General features: G+C 35.8%; 19 protein-coding genes. 1 reads left to right on the top strand and 18 read right to left on the bottom strand.

Annotation, left to right across the window (positions count from 1 at the left end):
- Both UMR38_02630 and UMR38_02635 read right to left on the bottom strand, forming a co-directional pair.
- The coding region (locus UMR38_02630) for a hypothetical protein (protein MEC9484755.1) at positions 1–3,097 on the bottom strand (3,097 nt) is incomplete at its 3' end.
- An 89-nt stretch (positions 3,098–3,186) separates the two neighbouring features.
- Positions 3,187–4,389 (bottom strand): DNA polymerase IV, encoded by a 1,203-nt coding sequence (locus UMR38_02635; GenBank protein ID MEC9484756.1) that lies wholly within the window; start codon positions 4,387–4,389, stop codon positions 3,187–3,189.
- 73 nt (positions 4,390–4,462) lie between these two features.
- On the opposite strand from UMR38_02635, the gene UMR38_02640 reads away from it, so the two are divergent.
- On the top strand, positions 4,463–4,636 hold the full coding sequence (locus UMR38_02640) for a hypothetical protein (GenBank protein MEC9484757.1): 174 nt from the start codon (positions 4,463–4,465) through the stop codon (positions 4,634–4,636).
- A 33-nt stretch (positions 4,637–4,669) separates the two neighbouring features.
- On the opposite strand, the gene recN is transcribed toward UMR38_02640, so the two are convergent.
- From recN to UMR38_02720, 16 genes are all read right to left on the bottom strand, one after another.
- Positions 4,670–6,346 (bottom strand): DNA repair protein RecN, encoded by a 1,677-nt coding sequence (recN, locus tag UMR38_02645; GenBank protein MEC9484758.1) that lies wholly within the window; start codon positions 6,344–6,346, stop codon positions 4,670–4,672.
- A 12-nt stretch (positions 6,347–6,358) separates the two neighbouring features.
- Positions 6,359–8,215, bottom strand: a complete 1,857-nt coding sequence (dxs, locus tag UMR38_02650) for a 1-deoxy-D-xylulose-5-phosphate synthase (GenBank protein ID MEC9484759.1) — start codon at positions 8,213–8,215, stop codon at positions 6,359–6,361.
- A 15-nt stretch (positions 8,216–8,230) separates the two neighbouring features.
- Complete coding sequence (gene xseB / locus UMR38_02655; GenBank protein MEC9484760.1) at positions 8,231–8,446, bottom strand: exodeoxyribonuclease VII small subunit; 216 nt, start codon at positions 8,444–8,446, stop codon at positions 8,231–8,233.
- The gene (gene xseA / locus UMR38_02660; protein ID MEC9484761.1) at positions 8,446–9,723 is read right to left on the bottom strand and encodes an exodeoxyribonuclease VII large subunit; all 1,278 of its coding nucleotides are present in this window, start codon (positions 9,721–9,723) and stop codon (positions 8,446–8,448) included. The genes xseB and xseA overlap by 1 nt, the downstream gene beginning before the upstream one ends.
- 8 nt (positions 9,724–9,731) lie before the next feature.
- The gene (gene nusB, locus UMR38_02665; GenBank protein MEC9484762.1) at positions 9,732–10,121 is read right to left on the bottom strand and encodes a transcription antitermination factor NusB; all 390 of its coding nucleotides are present in this window, start codon (positions 10,119–10,121) and stop codon (positions 9,732–9,734) included.
- Between the two features lie 177 nt (positions 10,122–10,298).
- Complete coding sequence (locus UMR38_02670; protein ID MEC9484763.1) at positions 10,299–11,360, bottom strand: sugar kinase; 1,062 nt, start codon at positions 11,358–11,360, stop codon at positions 10,299–10,301.
- An 86-nt stretch (positions 11,361–11,446) separates the two neighbouring features.
- Positions 11,447–12,508 (bottom strand): extracellular solute-binding protein, encoded by a 1,062-nt coding sequence (locus UMR38_02675; protein MEC9484764.1) that lies wholly within the window; start codon positions 12,506–12,508, stop codon positions 11,447–11,449.
- The gene (locus UMR38_02680; protein MEC9484765.1) at positions 12,505–13,299 is read right to left on the bottom strand and encodes an ABC transporter permease; all 795 of its coding nucleotides are present in this window, start codon (positions 13,297–13,299) and stop codon (positions 12,505–12,507) included. The genes UMR38_02675 and UMR38_02680 overlap by 4 nt, the downstream gene beginning before the upstream one ends.
- Positions 13,296–14,078 carry an ABC transporter permease gene (locus UMR38_02685; protein ID MEC9484766.1) on the bottom strand — a complete coding sequence of 261 codons (783 nt, stop codon included), beginning with the start codon at positions 14,076–14,078 and terminating at the stop codon, positions 13,296–13,298. The genes UMR38_02680 and UMR38_02685 overlap by 4 nt, the downstream gene beginning before the upstream one ends.
- A 19-nt stretch (positions 14,079–14,097) precedes the next feature.
- Complete coding sequence (gene potA, locus UMR38_02690) at positions 14,098–15,144, bottom strand: spermidine/putrescine ABC transporter ATP-binding protein (GenBank protein ID MEC9484767.1); 1,047 nt, start codon at positions 15,142–15,144, stop codon at positions 14,098–14,100.
- A gap of 108 nt (positions 15,145–15,252) precedes the next feature.
- Positions 15,253–15,828, bottom strand: coding sequence for a GNAT family N-acetyltransferase (locus UMR38_02695; GenBank protein MEC9484768.1), 576 nt, complete (start codon positions 15,826–15,828; stop codon positions 15,253–15,255).
- Positions 15,829–15,918: 90 nt separating this feature from the next.
- Positions 15,919–16,878: an ABC transporter permease gene (locus UMR38_02700; GenBank protein MEC9484769.1), complete on the bottom strand. Its 960-nt coding sequence runs from the start codon at positions 16,876–16,878 to the stop codon at positions 15,919–15,921.
- Between the two features lie 2 nt (positions 16,879–16,880).
- On the bottom strand, positions 16,881–18,023 hold the full coding sequence (locus UMR38_02705) for an ABC transporter permease (GenBank protein MEC9484770.1): 1,143 nt from the start codon (positions 18,021–18,023) through the stop codon (positions 16,881–16,883).
- Positions 18,013–19,545 (bottom strand): ABC transporter ATP-binding protein, encoded by a 1,533-nt coding sequence (locus UMR38_02710; protein MEC9484771.1) that lies wholly within the window; start codon positions 19,543–19,545, stop codon positions 18,013–18,015. Before UMR38_02710 ends, UMR38_02705 begins: the two co-directional genes overlap by 11 nt.
- Positions 19,546–19,579: 34 nt before the next feature.
- Complete coding sequence (locus UMR38_02715; protein ID MEC9484772.1) at positions 19,580–20,443, bottom strand: YjjW family glycine radical enzyme activase; 864 nt, start codon at positions 20,441–20,443, stop codon at positions 19,580–19,582.
- Entirely contained in the window at positions 20,415–21,881 is a 1,467-nt protein-coding gene (locus UMR38_02720) for a YjjI family glycine radical enzyme (GenBank protein ID MEC9484773.1), read from the bottom strand. The genes UMR38_02715 and UMR38_02720 overlap by 29 nt, the downstream gene beginning before the upstream one ends.
- Positions 21,882–21,973 lie beyond the last annotated feature (92 nt).

Consider the following 21,973-nt stretch of genomic DNA (forward strand, 5'->3'; position numbering starts at 1 on the left):
TGGTGTATGTTTGATCGCTGAGCAATCCTGTGAACTGAACTGTTTCCGTATTGGTAGAAAGTGCTTTTGTATCAATCAGTGTATTTGCTTCATCATAAATTGAGACAGAGCGATTACCTGTAATGACACCATCAATATCCGTATATGTTACGGTCACATCAAGTGTATCGTGAGACGTCTCAATATTTGATAAGCTAGCTATTGGTAATGCATTTGTTTCTGTAGTGATATCAATCGCTTCAAGCAATTGATCAGTCTGTTCACCGTCATCATCATTTAAGTTGTAATCTGTTTCAACCATAATGACATAATCAGAGGATGAGGTAAGTCCTGTAAATGTCACATCTTCATTCAATCCTACGGTAATCGTTTTTGAATCAACGAGTGTATTGTCTTGATAAATCATTGCTTCTAAGTTTGATGTGATGACTTCTTCTGAATCAGTAATTGTCACATCAAAGGTAACTGAATTGTTACTCACAACGATATTATCAATAACGGCATCTGGTGCATCTAATGCTGATGTAATAAAGGTGTCTCTAGTAATCACGTCAGCAGTTTTAATTGTCGCTTCATCATTCAAGTCATAATTTGACACAATTTGAATGAAATAGCGTTGGTTTGTTAATAAATTAATATCGCCAAAAGTTAAATTAGAGTTGTTTCCAATACTCAATGGTTCTGTTGCTTGTACCACATCATTTAAAATCAATTGTGCTTCTAAGCCACCAGTAATCACATTGTCTGGATCTGATACTTTTGTTCCTAATTCAACATTAAAGACATTATTTGTCTCATCAAAGGTCACATCTAAATATTCGATGGTCGCTGTTGGTGCACTTTTGGCGTTTGTCTTAGGGCTAACTTCTGCAATAAGAACCTTGCTTATAACACCATTTCCATCATTTAAATCATAATCGACATACAGTTTAATGGTATATTGCGTATTAGACAGTAACCCTGTAAACGTTAAGTCGTATTCTTCTAATGTGGATGGCGTAAGGGTTTGTTTTACTTCTCCATCTAAGATTAATTCAACTAAGATGCTATCTGTTACAATCACATTGTTTGGATCATCAATTAAATAATCAAATGTGAATGATGTCGTATCACGGTCTATTGTTTCACTAATAGCACCAGTAGGCAATGTTTTAGCTTTTGTATTGAATGTTGTTGTATTTAATATTTGATCCACCATAACGCCACTTGAATCAGCTAAATCATAATTGGTTCTGACGTTAAACTCATATTGGTTGTTTGATAATAATGAGCCAATTGATAGTGTGTTCTCACCAACAACCAAAGGTTCACTACTTTGTAAACTTCCATCTACATAAATATCTAAGAATAAGGTATTGGCTTCTATTGTACTATCTGCATCGATAACAGTAACCGTCATATCAATCGATGACGTATCACTTGAAATATTACTAAATTCAGCAACAGGTGCTTTTTTCTCACCAGTGACAATAATACCTCGGTATAGCTTTTGATTTGTTTTAAGCCCTGTATTATCACTTAAATTATAATCAGCTAAGATTTCAACATAATATTGTTCTGTATAAACAGTCGCATAATCAAAAATGATTTGTGTTGCATTTGGATTAAACTGAATGGTTTTAACTAAGGTATCATCTTCGTACAAATTAGCTACCATAGCATTATTCGTAATTGTGTCATTTGGATCATCAACTTCAAAGTTTAACGTGACATACCCTTGTGTCACAAGTGTATTATTCACTGTGATTGTAGGGGCTGATTTTTCTAATGTTGAGAAGGTTTCAGTATAAATAATTTCATTTGTTTGAATACCATTGCCATCATTTAAGTCATAATTACCGACAATTTCAATCGTAAACTCCGTATTGGCAAAGACATTCACAACATCAAACCCGACACGATAATCAATCACATCAACTGTGCCTGCAGGTGTCTCTCCAAAATAAAGATTTGCTGTTAAGGATTCTTCGAATACTAAATTGTTGGGATCATCTAGTACTATATCAAAATCTATCGTATTTTCTGCGACAATTAAATTGCTTAAGTTCGGTTGCGGAACGGCCTGTGGTGCGGTCACAAATGATGTTTTCGCTAAAACTTTATTAGTTAATACACCTTGTCCATCACGTAAGTCATAATCAGCCATAATGCGGACTTCATAGTCTGTATCATTCAGTAAACCATCAATCGTAACACCTGTTGTAGATCCGGTTAATCCAACCGTATCAAACAGCGTATCTTCGTCATCATAAACAGCAACGACTAACCCACCATCGACAATGACATTGTCATCATCTTGAATCGCTACATCAAACGTGATGGTTGTATCTTCAACGTCAAGGTTCGCGATACTCGCGCTTGGTAACCCTGTCGCAACTGTTTCAAAGGTTCCTGTATACATCACGACATTGCTTTGAGTTCCTTGATTATTGTCAAGGTTATATGATGATTGTACTTTTAGTTCATATTGGCTGTTGGCCTTTAAATCTTCAAAGAGAACTGTGACCAGTCCTTTGGTTAATGTTTTTTCTTCAATTAATGTATCCCCTGAGAATAATTTCGCTTTTAGGGAATCTTCTAAGATTACATCGTCTATATCAGTAATATCAAAATCAATACTGATACTGTTTTGTGAAACCGAATAATTTTCACGCGTAATCGTTGGTTCATCTTTATACACATAAAGTTTAAACGCATTATTGTCAAATCCACGTACAGATTTTACGGTTTCTCCATCCATATATGTAATTTCATCAATAGTATATTCGCTTGCACCAAGGGTTGTCCCAGCACTCATTGGAAAAACTTTTAAGGTCGATGTAGAGGCATCTGTAAACCGTGTTGAATGATAATTATATCCATTAATAACAATCGATTTAATCAATACATTATCTGGATTGGTTAACTCGACTTTAATTAAAGTTTCTGCTTGTTTCTCTTTAAAAAACGTGACTAACTCCCCATCTTCTACTGGTACTTGATTGTCGACAGTAAAACTGACAAATGATGGTGGTGTTACCGTTTCACCATCCTCTTGACAACCATATAGGCCAAGTGATAACACAAACATCCCAATTATAATAAATATTTTTCGCATATCTATTCCTCCATCTTTACAACCCAAAGTTTGTTAGTATAATATCCTTATCATTATATAATTTTACCATATTATAATGACTATATCAATTATTTTTCATCCTCTCGAGAAGTGTTTTTCCTTATAGCACCTTTATGAATGAGCTCTTGACCATATGAATCATTTATGCTATTTATGATTTTCAAAACTTGTTCATCTTTCGTTAAATCATCATTCAAATCATAGATACTAAGTTGTTCAATATGATCTTTCGCATCAATGAGGTTTGATACACTGACACCTAACAACCTTACAGGTTTCTCAGATTGATTTTCATCATACAGTCTTTCTACGACCGCATAAATATCATAAAAGTTGTCGGTATGCCGCTCAATAGTATAACTTCTAGTAATTTGTGTAAAATCAAAATATCTCACTTGAATCATAACCGTCTTAGCTACACTCATATCATTTTGTAAGCGATTGACAACTTTACGCGTCAATTGTTGGAGTTTATCAATAATATCTTGATACGCTTGTAGATTCTTCATATAGGTTTGTGAATTGCCGATACTTTTCATCTCGACATGTCGGTTAGGATCTATCTCACGATGATCTATCCCTTTTGCTCGGTTAATAAAGTGTTCCATTTGATTGCCCAGTACAATACTAAGTTTCCGTTTATCCTTATAAGCCACTAAATCCCCAATTGTTTCAATACCGAGTTTCATTAAATCTGGATATGTTTTTTTACCAATACCATACATATCTTTAATCGGAAGCGGCCATAATTTCTCTTTAACATCTCGTTTTCTTAATATCGTGATACCAAGAGGCTTTTTCATATCAGATGCCATCTTCGCCAAAAACAAATTAGGCGCAATCCCAATTGAAACAGGTAAATGATGTTCATCTAACAATCTTTTTTGAATTTGTTTAGCTAGTGTCAAAGGATGAATCTCTTCACTTAAGGCTGTCACATCAATATACCCTTCATCAATTGATCCTTTTTCGACATCATCAACATACTCATACAGCAAATCAAAGAATTTGTCACTGTATTTATGATACAAATCAAAGTTTCCCGGTAACACCACTAAATTAGGACAACGTTTCTTCGCTTCTGAGACTGGCATAGCACTGGTTACACCATATTCACGGGCGACATAATTCGCTGTTGTTAACACCCCACGCTCATGGTTTCCGCCAATACCTAAGGGCACATCACGTAAACTTGGATCCTCTGCCATCTCACAACTTGCGAAAAACGCATTTAAATCTATATGAAATATAATTTTATAGGTTTTTTTCATAAAATATCTTCCCTTTTTGAATAATTTATACTATAATGATACACAGTAATCTTTGAGAATAAGAGGTGACAGTATGCCGAAAAGTAAAAAACGGAAAAAGAAAGAACAAGAAGAACCAAAAAGAGCCACACGTAATATTGTGAAGACTCGTTGGGGGCGCATAATCATCGTTATTTTAGCGCTTGGGTTTGTCTTATCTGGAGTTATTGGATTAGTGTATACATTAATCCGCGCAATGCAGGTATAGTCTATTTTAAAAGCCTAATGAATTAGGCTTTTTTTATTGTAATAATTGGCGCGCTGTCTCAAGTGCAGCCTCAGTCACATTGTCGCCACTAATCATCTGAGCGATTTCAGTCACGCGGTCTTCTCCATTTAATGTCTTGATATGAGCTTTTGTCCGACTCTGTTCAACTGATTTTGATATATGAACATGGTGTTTACTAATAGCAGCAACTTGAGGAATATGGGTAATACATATAACTTGCGTCTCTTTTGCGATTTGTTTCATTTTTTTCGCTACTTGATTCGCAACATACCCACTAACACCCGTATCTATCTCATCAAAAATCATTAAACTTAAGCCTAAACTTGTTGCTAAAACATTTTTAAATCCAAGCATAATTCGACTCATTTCACCACCACTCGCACTTCTGCTGAGTGGTTTTTTGGGCTCTCCAACGTTTGTTGACAGCATAAATTCAACCGTATCAATACCATTATCAAAAAAGATATGACTATCCATTGGATCATCATGTGATTCATGAGTGAAATCAATTTTAAATTCTGTTTTAGGTAATTCTAAATCGGCAAGAATATCTAATAGTTTTTGCTCGATGTATTTAGCAATCTTTTGCCGCTCATTTGATAACGACAAACCGGCATCATAAGCACTGATAAACGCTTTTTTAACGTTTTGTTGATGTTCTTTAATGACATCATCATAATGGTCTATATTCTCAATGTCATACGAGATTTCGTCTAAATACGCCATCAATTCAGGAATACTTTTCCGATACTTTTGTTCTAGGGTCTCTAGTTGATGAAGTCTCGTTTGCATAGTGTCGAGTTCTTTAGGATCAAAATCAAGTTCTTCAACGATGCGTTGTAAAGTTTCTTGTGCATCCTGTAACTCATAGTAACTTGATTGAACGCGAGATGCCAATTCTTGATAAGTCTCATTATATGCTCCTACCTGTTCAATTTGCTTACTCGCATCAAAGATATGATCTAGTGCACCAGACTGAGTTAACCTATCGTTCGCTTCATTTAAGTGGGTAAATATATCATCAAAATTTTCTAACTCTTGAATCGATTCTTCTAAAGTTTCTTTTTCATTTTCTTTAAGATTTGCCTGTGTCAACTCTTTTTGTTGAAAGCGTAATAAATCAAGTCGTTCTAACAAATCATCATTAGAATTTTCAAGACGTTTTAACGCTTTAATTTCTTGCTTGTATACGCTTAATTTCGATTGATAATCAGCTAATTTCGTTTCAATGTTATCGCGATTGAACCCATCAATTATATCGAGATATGTCATTGGATTGATTAACCTTAAGGTATCTTCTTGGGTATGAATATCAGCTAATTTTGTTGTAATCAAGCGTAAATCTTTTAACGTAATCGTCGTATGATTAACTTTAATAATGTTATTATTCGTTATCGTAATTTGACGTCTGATTAATAATTCATTATTGTCAGTATCAATATCTAACTGATCAAGAATCGGATTTAAGAGTGTATTATCATAAGTAAAAATGCCTTCTACAACAGCTTTTTCTTCACCAGTCCGCACAACATCTGTCGAAGCACGATCACCTAGTAAAAGACCAATGGCATCAATTAACAAACTCTTACCCGCTCCTGTTTCTCCGGTTAAGGCTGTCATACCATCATTAAAATGTACTTCAATATTCTCAATAATTGCAAAATTTTTAACCGATAAATACGTCAGCATAGATTCACCTTCTTAATCAAGCATTTTCTCCTTAACAACTGATACTACTGAATCAATATCAAGATTAAGTTCTTGTAATATATTGTCATGATCGCCATGTTGGACAAATGTATCAGGTATTGCCATAATCGTAATTTGACTTGTATTTTTCCCAGTTTGATTATAATATTCTAAAATACTACTGCCAAACCCACCAAGTCGAGCAGATTCTTCGTAGATAATCATCGGTAAACGACGATCAATTAACGCATCTAATTGCTTTTTATCGAGTGGTTTAATAACGCGCGCATTGACAATCTCAATATCTAAATGGGTTTCTTTGGCATAGTCAGTTAACTCAGTCACCATATCACCAAACGTCAACACAATGGCTTTGTTCCCATTGTGTTCAACCGTCCAACTTAAATCAGCTTCTTTCGCTGATATGGGTTGCGTAAAGTCCATGACTGCTTTTCCTCTTGGATACCGTATAGCGATTGGTCCTTTGTGGGTATTAAATGCATAATTTAATTGTTCATACGCTTCTTCTGGATTCTTAGGATGCATAATTGTCATGTTCGGGATATGTCTTAATAATGGAATATCGAACACCCCTTGATGAGTTTCCCCATCTGCGCCAACAATACCAGCACGATCAATACCAAACACAACATCTAAGTTTTGTCTAGCAACATCATGATTGACCTGATCATATGCTCGTTGCATAAAGGTTGAATAAATTGGAGTAAATACTTTTATCCCACTTAATGCAAATCCAGCACTCATTGTTACAGCCATCTGTTCAGCAATCCCAACATCATATAATTTATCCGGAAACTTTTCTTTAAAGTTTAATAAGCCGCTACCGGCAATCATGGCCGGTACAACAACCGCAAACTGTGGTTCTTTACTTGCGTAATCTTCCATATAATGACCTATGATATCACTCCATTTATGATAGTTAGGAGTGTGTACACTTTTATGGTTACCACTTTCAATTTCAAACGGACCTACCCCATGCCATAAGCCAATCTGATCTTTTTCAGAATATTTGTAGCCTTTCCCTTTTTCGGTTAAGACATGGATTACACAGGGACGTGTCTCTTTTTTGGCGATTTCAAAATACTTGATCAATTCTTTCATATTATGCCCATCAATAGGTCCATAATATGAAAACCCAAAATCATCAAAAATGTTATTGTTTGTGATAAATCCCTTAACGCCTCGTTCAACCTTTCCGGTTAATCGGCGTAAAAATTTTGGTAAAACACGCGCTGTCTTGCTTTTGACCTTACGGTAAACCGTTTTACTACGGATTTGATTGAATAAACGTGCCATATAACCAATATTTTGACTGATACTCATTTCATTATCATTTAATACAATGACAGGATTTTGATTGACCTTTTCACCCAAAAAATTTAAGGATTCAAATGCCATTCCTGCGGTTAATGCTCCATCACCAATAACGGGGATAACTTTGTATGACTGATTTAAATATTGTTTACTCGCTTCAATCCCAGCCGCTGCTGCGATACTAGTAGAACTATGTCCCGCTTCTAATATGTCATGTTCACTCTCATCGCGTTTTAAATACCCACTCAACCCTTTATATTGGCGCAAAGTATTAAACGCTTTGGCTCTCCCAGTCAGGATTTTATGGGTATATGCTTGATGTCCAACATCAAATAAGATTTTATCGTTTGGACTGTCAAACACTTTATGTAATGCAATAGTGAGCTCTACAGCTCCTAAATTTGATGACAAATGGCCACCTGTTTTAGAAACATTCTCAATTAAAAATGTACGAATCTGTTCACTCAGTGCTTCGCATTCTTTAATGGAAGTGGTTTTTAAAAAAGCTGGATTTTTGATGTCTTCTAGTTGCACGTTCATCACCTCAGGTTATTCAAAATCAGTTAATTCATCATCTTTCATCATCTTTACAATTGTCTTTTCAGCATTTTCTAATAATGTATGACAATGTTTTGATAACTGCATTCCTTTGTTATATTTTTCAACAGCTTTATTGAGTTCAATATCACCGTTTTCAAGTTCTTTTACTAACGCTTCTAATTGTTCTAATGCTTCTTCAAAGCTTTGTTCTTTTTGATCTGCCATTATGACTCATTCCTTTCAATCGTTTTAACAACCGATGTCACCGTTCCATCTTGTAACTTTACATCTATCGTGTCACCTGTCTTTAAAGGAGACACAGATTTCACAATGTGTCCATCTTTCATGGTCACACTATACCCTTTTTTCATAATCGATAAAGGGTTAAGTAGTTCTAAGCGGTTCAAAGCCAGTTCGTAGCGACTACCTTTACGGTCTATAATATTGCGCAATCGTTCTTGCAATCGTTCTTTATAATTGGTTAAATCAGTCCGGTATTGCTTCAGGCGCATGGTTGGACTTAATAACGCCAGTTTTTCATCTAAATGTTCTAATTGTCTTGTTTGCGTTTCAATTAAACGCAATGGATCACGAAACAATACACTAGATGTAATACGCTCTAAGCGCGTTTCTTTATCATGGAGCAAGTGGCGAATACTTTGATGACCTTTAGCTCGTAATTGACTTAAATATTGTAATAAGTCTACTTGATTAGGCACAGCTATCTCAGCCGCACCACTTGGTGTTGGTGCCCGCATATCAGCCACAAAATCACTAATTGTAAAATCTGTCTCATGGCCTACACTAGAAATAATAGGGATCTTACTATCATGAATCGCATACGCCACAACTTCTTCATTAAATGGCCATAAGTCTTCAATACTACCGCCACCACGGCCAAGTATCATAACATCAACCAATCCATCTTGATTGGCTTTTTTGATCTGCGTAACAATACTATCTTTTGCGTATTCCCCTTGTACAAGGGTTGGATAAACAATGATATTCGCAAGCGGATAGCGCCTATTCACAATATGAATAATATCTCTTACCGCAGCCCCTGTTGGGCTCGTTAAAACTGCTATGGTTTTAGGAAAACGGGGAATAGGTTGTTTGTGTTTTTGATCAAACAAGCCTTTTTCTTGTAATGCTTTTTTGAGTTTTTCATAGGCAATATATAAATCCCCTTTACCCGCTTCAGTCAATTTATTCACATAAACTTGATATTGTCCACTTGCCTCATACACACTAACATACCCTTCAACTTCAACACTCATACCATCTTCTGGCTTAAATGTTACTTTGCTTGAGTTTGAGGCAAACATAATCGCACTAATCTGTGCCCGATCATCTTTCAATGTAAAATAAAAATGACCTCGTGAATGGTGCTTGAAGTTAGATATTTCCCCTTTTAGGTAAATATGCTTCAAGTGCGAATCATGATCAAATTTATATTTAATATATTTGGTTAGTGCCGTGACCGTTAAATATGTTTGTTCCACAAAATCACCTACTTCACTGCGTGGTGTATGTTATCTAAAACTTTATTGGTAAAACCAACCATTTTATCATTGCCCTCATCCGAGTATTTACGTGTCAAAACCAACGCTTCATTAATGATAATCTCACTTGGTAACTGACTGTAAATCAATTCATATGTCCCAAAGCGAATAATCGCTCTATCAATATAAGTTAGCCGGGATAAATTCCAGTTGGTTAAATTATCTTGGATTTTACGATCAATAAAATCACGGTGTTCAAGGACACCCTCAACCGATGTTTTCACGTAAGGATCTTGAATTTCTGTGTCATTGACACCATCATTGATATCAATTTCATACAATTTTTGTATGACTTCTTCGCGTTGTTTCCGACGAATTTCTGTATTTGTTTTTACCATATTATCAACCTCATTATATTCATAAATACTATACCATAAACAGCGCGAAATAAAAAGCACTAAGCCACTGATTTATTGATAAAATATCTTTCTATTTTACCCCCAGATAATCTTTATTAGCTAATCAATTCATGACAAACGATTTATTTATATTTTTTTTATTTTAACGTGTAAAATTTAGCGTTTCATATGCGGATTATTATGCCATATATCCCAGATATCTTGCTCAGTTAGTGGCATCACATAATCCGTATCAACACTCATTGCCAACACACTCATTGCCCAAGCAAATGATAAGTGTTTATGAACGGGCATATCAGATAATAAGCCATATAAAATACCCCCTGTAAAAGCATCGCCCCCACCGACTCGATCAACGACAGTGATTGGTAATGGCTCAATATGATACATCTGATTATCTCTCCATGCATAGGCACCAAACGCATGATGATTGGCATCTTCAATGATACGCTCTTTCGTAATAATATATGATAGATTGGGACACGCTTTCATTAATGATTTAAATAATGCCTTAAAATAGGTCTGATCTGAACGAGCATCTTTGTGTATACGTTGATCTAAAATGGTCTCACAGTCAAAAACACTCGCAAATAAAATGTCACTGTATCCTACCATCTCTTGAAAAATAGGTTGTAACTGTTTCTTGCGATCAAGCCAAAATGATGGTCGGTAATTGATATCAAAAGATATTTTTGTCCCAGATGCTTTCGCTTGTTTAACAAGCGATAGTGTTACCTTGGCCGTCTGTTCTGATAAGGCGAGAAAAAGCCCTGATATATGCAAGATTTTAACGCCTTTATGATTAAATAAATCCGCCATATCAATATCATCTATCCGCAGTGTTTTCGCAACTTCATTCGCCCGGTCATTAAACACCACTGGTGGCTTTCGACCAACTCCTGGTTCTACAAAATTGATTTGATGACGTAATCCCCACGGACTGTCTTGTACAATGTCATTATCATCATACAATATACCACGTTGTCTTAAAGCCTGTTTAATCCGATGACTCATTGGATTATCTTTGATGAATTTTGTCAAGACTTTTACCATTAATCCTAAACTCGCTAACGGTGTTAAAACATTACTTTCTGCGCTTGTGACTTGGATACTAAAACTATTTGCCATATGCAAAAGTTTACCATCATTAGGACTCATTCTTAAACCCATACTTGTAAGACTTACCACATCATAATATGCATCTTGTTTCATTTTCATATGATCACACCTTCTATCATCTTATTTTAACATATTCCCACGTCTTTCAAAACAAAAGAAAAACCTATTTTGTTAGGCAAAATAGGTTATTGGTTCGCTTTAACTTCATTCAAAATGGCATTTAGTAACTCAAAACGTTCTTGTGAAATATATTGATATATTACCCGTTCACTACCATCTGGATATGGATGATAGTTATCATAATCATAGCCATACTCGTCCGACACCATAGTGTTATAAACCTCTTCTAAAACTGGCGCGTATCCAACCCAATCTGCATTTCTTACTGAACGATCATGATGTAAGAAAAAGTTAATAAATTCATGGGCTAATGATAGGTTTTGACTTGATTTTGGAATCACAAATCCATCAATCCATACATTTGTTTTCTCAGGTACATAGAAGGCGAAATTAATGGTTTCTCCATCTGCTTCTGCGGTATACATTTCATCAAAATAGTCACCACTATAAACCAACGCTAAATCTAAGTTGCCACTATGGACATACCCTTTTAAATTATCTTCACCAAAGACATCATAAGCGGTATTATTTAACGCTTGTTTGGCATTATTTAAAACGGTCTCATCAGCAGTATTAACGTCTTCATCTAAGTATAATAACGCACTTGCGATTGCATCACGTGCTGAGTCATACATTCCCATTTTGTATCCGTGCTCATTCGTAAATAACACGTCCCAACCTGTTAAATCTGCTTCATCGACAGTGTCTGTGTTATACATGATGCCAATAGTTCCCCAAAAATATGGAACTAAGTAAGGTGCGTATGCTTCATCTTCATATAAAGCTTTTACTTCTGGTAATAAACTGACATCATCAAAACCATTTAATAAATCATAATCAATTTCATTTAATAATCCTTGTTGGCGCAATTTATCAATCATATAGTCACTTGGAAAAGCGATATCATAGTTAGTGACACCTGATTTAATTTTAACTTCCATTTCCTCGTTACTACCGACTTCTTCATAAATCACAGTGACATCATGTAATGCTTCAAACTCAGCCACAAGATCTTGATCTATATATTCGCCCCAGTTTAATACATATAGTTTATTATCAGTTTGTTGGCATCCTGATAATAGTAAAATAGTTACAAAACTCATTAATACAATTCCTAATTTTTTCATTGGTTTTGTCTCCTTTTCTTTTTAATAGAATAATAATTTATACTTAGAAGCATTAGAATTGTCACACTCGTTACAATGGTATTATAGGCGTACACGGCTGGGGAGAAGTTTCTACGACCCAGTCTGGCATATATCCATAAACTCACGTTCTGTACGCCACTACCTGTGGTAAAGTAACTAATGACAAAGTCGTCAATGCTCATCGTAAATGCGATCAAGGCTCCGGTAATGATACCTGTTTTGATTGCCGGAATAATGACTTTTATGACAGCTTGAAAAGGGGTACACCCTAAATCAATCGCCGCATCAAATAAGTTATTATCAAGTTCTTTCAATTTCGGTAACACACTCAACACAACAAACGGTATTGAGAAAAAAACATGTGCCAGTAACATGGTATGAAATCCAAATGAGATAGGTAACAAGCCAAAGACAACCATAAGACTGATTCCTGTGACAATATCCGGATTAACAACAGGTACATTATTTACCATCATCAATGTTAAACGGTATTGTCTGTGTAAACTATGTATCCCAATCGCCACAAATGTACCGACAACTGTGGCAACAAGTGTACTCACTACCGCAACACTCAAAGTGGTCTTAATCGCTTCTAATAATAAGGCATTCGTAAGAATCTCGCGATACCATTGAAGTGATATTTTAGTAAAGGTTTGTCCAGAAGATGAATGGTTAATGCTGAGTAATGCAATGACAAAAATAGGAAAATAGATGATCAAATAAACAAGCCCTGTAGAAATCGGCAACAGCTGTTTTCTAAGCCAACTCATACAAGTGTCTCCCCTTCTTTATCAACACGCATGACGCCAATAAACAACAGCACAATTACAAGCATTAATACAATACTAATCATACTTCCAACATTTAAATTTCCTGTTTTCATAAAAGCATCTTCAATCACATTGCCGATTAAGATGACTTTTCCACCACCGAGTCGTTCTGGTAAAGCAAACGTTGTCATTGCTGGTAAGAGCGTCATAATAATCCCACTTACAACGCCGGGCAAACTTAATGGTAACACTACCCGAATAAAGGTTTGAAACGCAGATGCTCCTAAGTCTTTAGCAGCTTCAATTAAATGTTTATCTAATTTTACTAAGACACTATATATCGGTAAAATCATAAACGGTAAATACATTGATAACATCCCAATAATAATTGCTTTATCTGATCCGATCCAATCGAGTGACAACCCAAACATATTCAAGAGTGAAATGGGAAAAAACAGTTTCTCCCATGCAATAATCCTAAGTAACATGTTACTCCACACAGGAATAATGATTAAGGCCACTAAAAATGTCTTATAGTCGGTCTTTAAATGGGCAAGATAGTACGCTGTTGGATACCCAATAATTAAGGCAATCATTGTTGTTATAAAACTAAACTTAATACTATTGGTTAAAGCGATTTGTACAGTACTTTGTCTAAAGACTTTAAAAGCCTCTAAGGTAAACTCAAATGGTCCTTTTAAATATAAATCAAAATTCGTAATTGCTAAAAACAATATCAACAGTGATGGTAATATAATGAAGAAACTCATCCAAACCATATATGGAATGACATACCACCTAACCCGACGCATGAGATTTCCTCATAATATGAATATCATTGGGTCCAAAAGATAGCGATACTTTATCTTCTTTAGATTGTGCTTTAGTCGAATGAATCACATATTCTTTCTCATTCACCATGACACATATCTCGTAATGTACACCCTTAAAGGTTACATCCGTCACAACCCCACATATCGTGTCTTCTTTAGGCGGGTTTAATGTAATATCTTCAGGTCTGATAACCACATCAACAGGTTCATTTGGATTAAAACCACGATCCACACAGTGATGTGTTAACCCTTCAAAAGTCACTTCGTAATCTTTTACCATCACACCACTTATGATGTTACTTTCCCCAATAAAAGATGCGCTAAATTGATTAACTGGTTCATTATAGATATCTTCAGGTGTACCGATTTGTTGGATTACTCCATCATTCATAACAACCACACGATCACTCATGGTCAACGCTTCTTCCTGGTCATGTGTAACAAAGATAAACGTGATACCAAGTTGACGCTGCATCTCTTTTAACTCATACTGCATGTCTTGTCGTAATTTTAAATCAAGGGCACCGAGTGGTTCATCAAGTAACAATAACTTAGGACGATTAACCAACGCTCTCGCAATCGCAACACGCTGTTTTTGCCCCCCACTCAATGTGTCAATCCGTCTTCTTTCATACCCTGTTAGTTTTACCAACTTCAACATGTCTTTTACAGTCTCATCAATCTCTTCTTTTGAACATTTTTTCATTTTAAGTCCAAACGCAATATTGTCATAGACATTCAAATGCGGGAACAACGCATAATGTTGAAAGACAGTATTAATTTTACGTTGGTTGGGGGGGATATTTAAAATGTCATCTCCCATAAAATCAATCGTGCCTTCTTCAAATGTTTCGAAGCCACCAATCAATCGTAACAAAGTTGTTTTACCACACCCAGAAGGACCGAGCAACGTCACAAATTCATTGTATTTAATGGTTAATGATATGTCATTTAAAACGACTTTCTCACCAAACGATTTTGTTAAATGGTCAATGGATAATATATGGCTCATAAGTTTTCCTCCTTAGGGTATTATAATGCAAAGATAATTTTACTTAAAAAAAATAACTTTGGCAAGTTATTTTTTCACTTTTTTTGTCATCGTGCTTTCGATTAGTCATCACTTGCTTTTGTATAGCTTATCATAATCCGTTCTCGTCATTTCATAATAATAGGTTAATCGATTGAGACGTTTGTGCATTCGCTTATCGACTAAGCGAAACCCACACTTTTCGATAACACGTCGGCTACCAATATTATCTTCCGCATGACCGATTTCTATCGTATCGAGTTTTAAATAGTTAAACCCAAAATCAATCAGAGCTTTTGTGGCTTGGGTCATATACCCTTTACCCCAAAAATCTTTATGGAGTACATACCCTATTTCACCAACACCTTGATCCCAATCAACACGGAAAAAATCACATGTTCCAATCATTTTATCTGTCTTTAGATCGACAATGGCATAAGCACTTGGCACATCATTATCGGGTCGGGTTAAAAAGACATGCGTAATGGCCATTTTGGCTTCATCTACTGAATCAAAACTATCCCATGTTAACAGGCGCGTCACTTCATCATCTTTACCATAATCATATACATCTTCAAAATCCTCATACTGAATTGGTCGCAAATAGATATCTTCAAGCTGAATGATAGGAATGTCTGTGAGTTGTTCTTTACTGAGTGGTTTCATATGCTTTCCCCTTTGTTTCTATTAGATACTATTATATCCTAATTTTTACCAAAAGAAAAGACGATATTTTTATATCGTCTTAAAGATATTTTAGCGTTTTCCTTTATCGTATGGTTCTCCTGCGGCTTTTGGACCGACAGCTTTTGAACTAAACAAGACTAAAGCTAACACTGTTAAAACATAAGGTAATGCATTAAAGAATTCTAGTGGTAATCCTGAAATCAATGGAATATCGACTGAATATAAACTCAATATTTGACTGAATCCAAAGAAGAGTCCGGCAAATAATAATCCAAAAGGTTTCCAACGACCAAAGATTAATGCGGCTAAGGCAATAAACCCAGTTCCATGAATACTAGCTACTGTATACTGAGTATCTTGAGTTAATACCATAATCGCTCCACCAAGACCAGCGAATGCGCCCGATAAAATAACCCCGATATACCGCATTTTAGCGACACTAATTCCCATACTATCAGATGCATGTGGGTTTTCACCTGTCGATCGTAGTCGTAGTCCAAACGCTGTCTTATAGATGACAAACCAAGCGACAACAACTAATATAAGAGCGACAAATACACTCGAATAAATATTGGTGAAGAAGATATCACCGATGATAGGAATTTTACTCAGTCCGGGATAGGTTGATTTAACAAATCCCCGTTGGAAAGTATCTGTCCGTTGTTGACCAAAAATGATTTGTGCTAAATAGACTGTGACTCCAGCAGCAAGTAAGTTAATTCCTGTACCAGAGATGACCTGATCAGCATTCAAGTTAACACTCAAGTAGGCATGAATGATTGAGACAAGCGCACCAGTTAAAGACCCCACAAGCAATCCAATCCAAGGTGCCCAGTTAAAGCCACCACTGAAGGTGGGTTCTAACATAACTGTCACTGTTGCACCCGCAAACGCTCCAAACATCATTAAGCCTTCTAAGGCAATATTAACAACACCACTTCGTTCTGAGAAAAGGCCACCAATACTAGTTATAATGATCGGTGTCGAATAAATAAAGGCTAATGTTAGCATTGAAAATAAAGTTTCCATTATTATTCTTCCTCCTTCACTTTAAAACGATTTAAAAACTGTTTAATACCTGCTTGCATCGCTACGAACAATACAATAGATGCGATAATAATGCTTGCAATATCACGTGGTATTCCACGAGCTTGCATAAGTGGTTGCGCAGCTTTCAGTCCACCGAATAATAATCCAGCAAAAACAGAACCAATAGCCGTTGTACCACCAACTAAAGCAACAGCAATACCATCAAATCCGATGCCTTCTGCACCAGGTAATACCCGTCCATAGTTAAAGGTCCCGACAGCAAGTAAAACTCCAGCAAGACCAGCAAATGCGCCTGATATCACCATTGATAAGATGATGTTTCGTTCAACTTTCATACCAGCGTATTTTGAGGCATGTTTGTTGAATCCAGCACTTTTTAATTCGAATCCAAAAATTGTCTTATCGATAATTAACCAAAAGGCAATAACCGCTAATATAACAACAATGATTCCCCAATGAAATCGTGAATTATTGGTTAAGTCAGATAGAAATTCACTCGCAAATGAAGCGGTTGGTGCAACATCAACTGTGCGGATGTTGTCACTACCAGGTAATTGCTTATATAAGTAATTCGTTGTAAACAAGGCTGCATAGTTCATCATAATCGTAACAACCACTTCATGGACATTAAACTTGGCTTTTAGAAATCCGGGAATAAATCCCCAAAGTCCGCCAAATAACGCGCCTGTAAATACAACAAGTGGTAGGTGAATAATCAGTGGTAATTCTAACAAAACACCAATCATAACAGCACCGAATGACCCCATCATAAGTTGTCCTTCGGCACCAATATTAAAGAGTCCTGTTCTAAAAGCAAACGCAACCGAAAGACCCGTTAATATAACTGGCATACTGAAAACAAAAAACTCACCAACGTATCGCGCATTAAAGATATCTTTACCTGTTCCAATAAAGCTAACATCTATCCCGGCTGTAGCGCGGAGTAGAGCTCTAAAGATATCAAGCGGATCACGTCCTGTAACTAACATGATGAAGACTCCTAGTAAGAATCCCATTAAAACAGCAATAATTGGTACAACCCATGTTGAGTTATTGTCATCAGAAATAAACTTCTTGAAAGCTTTCCATTGTTTACTGAACCAAGTTTTTATGTTATCCAGCATCTTTATCACCTCGTTTAGATCCACTCATCATAAGACCCAATTCATTGGCGTTAGTTTCCTTCGCATCAACGATACCAACAACTTCTCCTTCGTAAATAACAGCGATACGATCCGAGACATTTAATACTTCTTCAAGTTCAAGTGAGATTAACAAGACAGCTCGTCCATTATCACGTTCTTGAACCAAACGTTTATGGATATACTCAATCGCACCAACATCTAATCCACGTGTTGGTTGTGCCGCGATTAAAACATCTGGTGATCGATCAATTTCACGGGCAATAATGGCCTTTTGTTGATTACCACCAGACATACTTCTCGCCATGGTTTTTCCACCTTCACCACTACGTACGTCAAATTCTTTAATCAACCGATCCGCATTGTCACTGATTGCTTCTGGTTTAATAAATCCTTTTTGTTGGTACTTATCCTTATAATAATCAAGTAAAACAAAATTATTTTCGAGTGTAAAATCTAATACAAGTCCATATTTATGTCGATCTTCAGGGATAAGTCCCATTCCATCTTCTACCCGCGCACGAATAGACTCATGTCCAACTTCTTTACCGTTAAGAGAAATGCTACCACTTTGAATATCACGAAGACCATACAATGCTTCAATCAACTCGGTTTGACCATTGCCATCAATCCCGGCGATACACATAATCTCACCAGCTTTACATTCAAGCGAAAAATCTTTGACGGCTGGTAAATCACGATTGTCTAAGACATTTAACTTATTAATGCTTAACACAACATCACCAGGTTCAGCTGGATCTTTTTGAACTTCAAAACTAACCGGTCTTCCAACCATCATTTCAGCTAATTCACTTTCTGATGTATCTTGAACCTCTACAGTCCCAATATATTTACCGCGTCTTAAAACCGTACAACGGTCCGCGACTTCTTTGATTTCTTTTAACTTATGTGTAATTAATACAATCGTTTTACCTTCTTTAATTAATTCTCGCATAATACTCATTAACTCTTTAATTTCTTGAGGTGTTAATACCGCTGTTGGTTCATCAAATATCAATATATCTGCATGCCGATACAACATTTTCAAGATTTCAACACGTTGTTGCATACCAACTGTAATATCTTGTATCTTCGCATAAGGGTCTACTTTCAACCCATATTGTTTTGATAGTTCTTCAACTGATTTTGCTGCCTCTTCAATATCTACACGTCGAAACGATTTTTTTGGCTCAGCGCCTAAAATAATATTTTCTGTGACAGTAAAATCGTCAACCAATTTAAAATGCTGGTGAACCATCCCAATACCTAAGTCATTAGCAATATTAGGGTTATCTATTTTGACTGTTTCACCACGTACTTTAATATGGCCTTCCTCAGGTTGATAAAGCCCAAAAAGAACACTCATAAGTGTACTTTTACCGGCCCCATTTTCTCCGAGAAGGGCATGAATTTCACCATCTTTAACTTTTAAATCGACGGCATCATTCGCTTTGATTCCTGGGAACTCTTTAGTAATTCCGTTCATTTCAAAAGCATAACTCATTAGTCGTCTCCTTTACTCCATTTTTTATAGTATATCATAATTTATCTATCTGTAATATAGTAACTTTTTTTCGTTGTGTTGTCAAATACTTTGATAACGCTTGTATTTGTGATTCTGTAGGTACTTTAAACAGTGATTTATAATCATCTCTAACGCCATAGCTGTGATAGGGAATAACTTTATATTGAATATCTTTTGGTACAATTGCTTCAATTTTTTTAATATCTTCAAAACTTTCTTGACTGCCATAAAATACCGTTCTTACTTCATAAAGTTTCCCTAGTTTATATAATCGCTTTATATTTTGTAATATGATTTTGTTAGAGGCACCTGTATAAAATTGATGCATCGCATCGTCATAAAATTTTACATCAACCATAAAATAATCAACTAAGTCGATCAATTCTTTTATCTTTTCACTGTCACCAAAGACACCATTCGTGTCAATAAACACCGTAAGACCCATCTGTTTAATACGTTTAATTAATGGTATTAAGGTTTTGTAGTGCAAGGTTGCTTCCCCACCTGAAAAGGTTACCCCTCGAATCAGTAATTGATATTTCTTAATATCGGCAATAATCTCATCTTCTGTTAGATTCATGAGCCGTGGTGAGGCGAGATGGTCGCATGTTTGTATACAGCGATCACATAAAGTACAGTTCGTAAGGTTGTAAGCTACTTTTCCATCTGTTATCGATAAGGCATCAAAATCACATGCGGTTACACATGCACCGCAATCATTACAGCGATTAATTGATTCTGGATTATGACAGCTTTTACAGTTTAAGTTACACCCTGCTAAATAAATCGCATAGCGATTACCAGGGCCATCAGTGGATGATGAACGATATAGTTTTAATATCGGTAAATTATTTTCTGACCATACGTTCAAAGACATGTGTCCCTTCATTCGCTCCTTTACCTAGGGCTGTAGTATCCCGTAATACAGACTCACCTTTAGACAGTTTTTCAACTTCACTTTTCTTCACTAAATATCCTGTGACTTTAATTAAGTCTGAGTCTGATGTATGGAACGTAAGGTATCGCATACCATGTTCAAATGCACCTTTTAATAAATCCACTAATGCAGGTATATTATTTTTATATGTTTTTTCAAAGACAAATATATCACCAATACCGGTTGGAAAATATGGATGATACTGACTTGCTTGCAATAAGTGATCATGAATTTCAATTTCATCACCTATTGGAATCCGGCACCCTGCGGTACAGTCATAATCTGTATCAATACCCACTTGGGCATGAAGTAAATATTTATTATTGAAGAAACCACAATAATACCCCTTGTGTTGATTGAGTTTCTTTTGCATAAATTCTAAAATATCTATTCCTAATTGATCCGCTTTGTCTGATTGTCCAAAGCGCTCAATACTTAATGTATTAACACATTCAGCTAAACCAACCAATCCAAACATACCGGTAAATTTATCACGTTCTATTAAGCCTTCTTTTGCTAGGAAGTTTGTCTCAAAAAACTTCACTTCTTCAACAATATAACGAATGCGTTTATCCATTTGGATTAGATTTTCTTGCATGACATCATCTAGCATTTCATAAAAGGCTTCTATGCTATCGACTTTATCAGCAATACGGTTTAAGCGTAAACGGGATAATGTATACCCCCCACCACCAATTTTTAGACCATTATAGCAGCTGGCGATCGCGTAGTCACCATCAAAGTCTTTCCGAAACATCTCATCATTAGCAAGTGCTGGTTTCACCACTTCTAAAGAACACGCAATCGCTTTTTCTAAGAAATCGTTATCCGTATCATCACTAACTTTAAGCGTAAAGTTCGGTGTCGGGTTATCAAGTTCCTTAATTACATCTAATAAAATATTACCTGCTTTAGTAGCTTTAGGACCTAGATTTGCATGACAAAACGAATCAGTAATTGTGCGATCAATAAAGACCAAGAAATGTTTAATTAATTCTTTAGCGAGGGCTTCATCTTCTATGAATGGATCAAGCAACGTATCTAAGTTCCCTAGATACACAGGGAAATTTGTAATCGATGGTACATGATGATACAAAATTTGTAAGTGATTGATGGCTTCAAATAAATTTGTTGGTGGTTTTAAACCAAGAAATTCTGATCCCTGAGCCATAAATTTCTCATAGTCTGGTGTAATATAGCGTGGTTTAAATGGTGCATTCCCTTCAAACAACTCACAATAAATGCCTTCATCAAAATACGCTTGTAACGCATCACTTTTGGGTAATGGTTCAATCGTATTTTCACCTAATTTTGCGAGTGTATTTACCTTTTGTTCAATGGTTAAGTTGTCTGCTTTTATAATATTATTTGCACTCAAAAAAATCACCTCATTATCATTATATCATTTCTAACCTATTTTTTAGACTAAATTACAAAAAAATCAAGGGTTCTTTGAGAACCCCTGATTAA

It is taken from the genome of Candidatus Izemoplasma sp. (assembly GCA_036172455.1).
Classification (GTDB): Bacteria; Bacillota_I; Bacilli_A; order Izemoplasmatales; family Izemoplasmataceae; genus JAIPGF01.

What these genes read in the sequence shown, in the direction of transcription:
- UMR38_02635 (MEC9484756.1), bottom strand. Translation starts at nt 4,389, where the DNA reads ATGAAAAAAACCTATAAAATTATATTTCATATAGATTTAAATGCGTTT.
- UMR38_02640 (MEC9484757.1), top strand. Translation starts at nt 4,463, where the DNA reads ATGCCGAAAAGTAAAAAACGGAAAAAGAAAGAACAAGAAGAACCAAAA.
- recN (MEC9484758.1), bottom strand. Translation starts at nt 6,346, where the DNA reads ATGCTGACGTATTTATCGGTTAAAAATTTTGCAATTATTGAGAATATT.
- xseB (MEC9484760.1), bottom strand. Translation starts at nt 8,446, where the DNA reads ATGGCAGATCAAAAAGAACAAAGCTTTGAAGAAGCATTAGAACAATTA.
- nusB (MEC9484762.1), bottom strand. Translation starts at nt 10,121, where the DNA reads ATGGTAAAAACAAATACAGAAATTCGTCGGAAACAACGCGAAGAAGTC.
- UMR38_02670 (MEC9484763.1), bottom strand. Translation starts at nt 11,360, where the DNA reads ATGAAAATGAAACAAGATGCATATTATGATGTGGTAAGTCTTACAAGT.
- UMR38_02675 (MEC9484764.1), bottom strand. Translation starts at nt 12,508, where the DNA reads ATGAAAAAATTAGGAATTGTATTAATGAGTTTTGTAACTATTTTACTA.
- UMR38_02680 (MEC9484765.1), bottom strand. Translation starts at nt 13,299, where the DNA reads ATGAGTTGGCTTAGAAAACAGCTGTTGCCGATTTCTACAGGGCTTGTT.
- UMR38_02685 (MEC9484766.1), bottom strand. Translation starts at nt 14,078, where the DNA reads ATGGTTTGGATGAGTTTCTTCATTATATTACCATCACTGTTGATATTG.
- potA (MEC9484767.1), bottom strand. Translation starts at nt 15,144, where the DNA reads ATGAGCCATATATTATCCATTGACCATTTAACAAAATCGTTTGGTGAG.
- UMR38_02695 (MEC9484768.1), bottom strand. Translation starts at nt 15,828, where the DNA reads ATGAAACCACTCAGTAAAGAACAACTCACAGACATTCCTATCATTCAG.
- UMR38_02700 (MEC9484769.1), bottom strand. Translation starts at nt 16,878, where the DNA reads ATGGAAACTTTATTTTCAATGCTAACATTAGCCTTTATTTATTCGACA.
- UMR38_02705 (MEC9484770.1), bottom strand. Translation starts at nt 18,023, where the DNA reads ATGCTGGATAACATAAAAACTTGGTTCAGTAAACAATGGAAAGCTTTC.
- UMR38_02710 (MEC9484771.1), bottom strand. Translation starts at nt 19,545, where the DNA reads ATGAGTTATGCTTTTGAAATGAACGGAATTACTAAAGAGTTCCCAGGA.
- UMR38_02715 (MEC9484772.1), bottom strand. Translation starts at nt 20,443, where the DNA reads ATGTCTTTGAACGTATGGTCAGAAAATAATTTACCGATATTAAAACTA.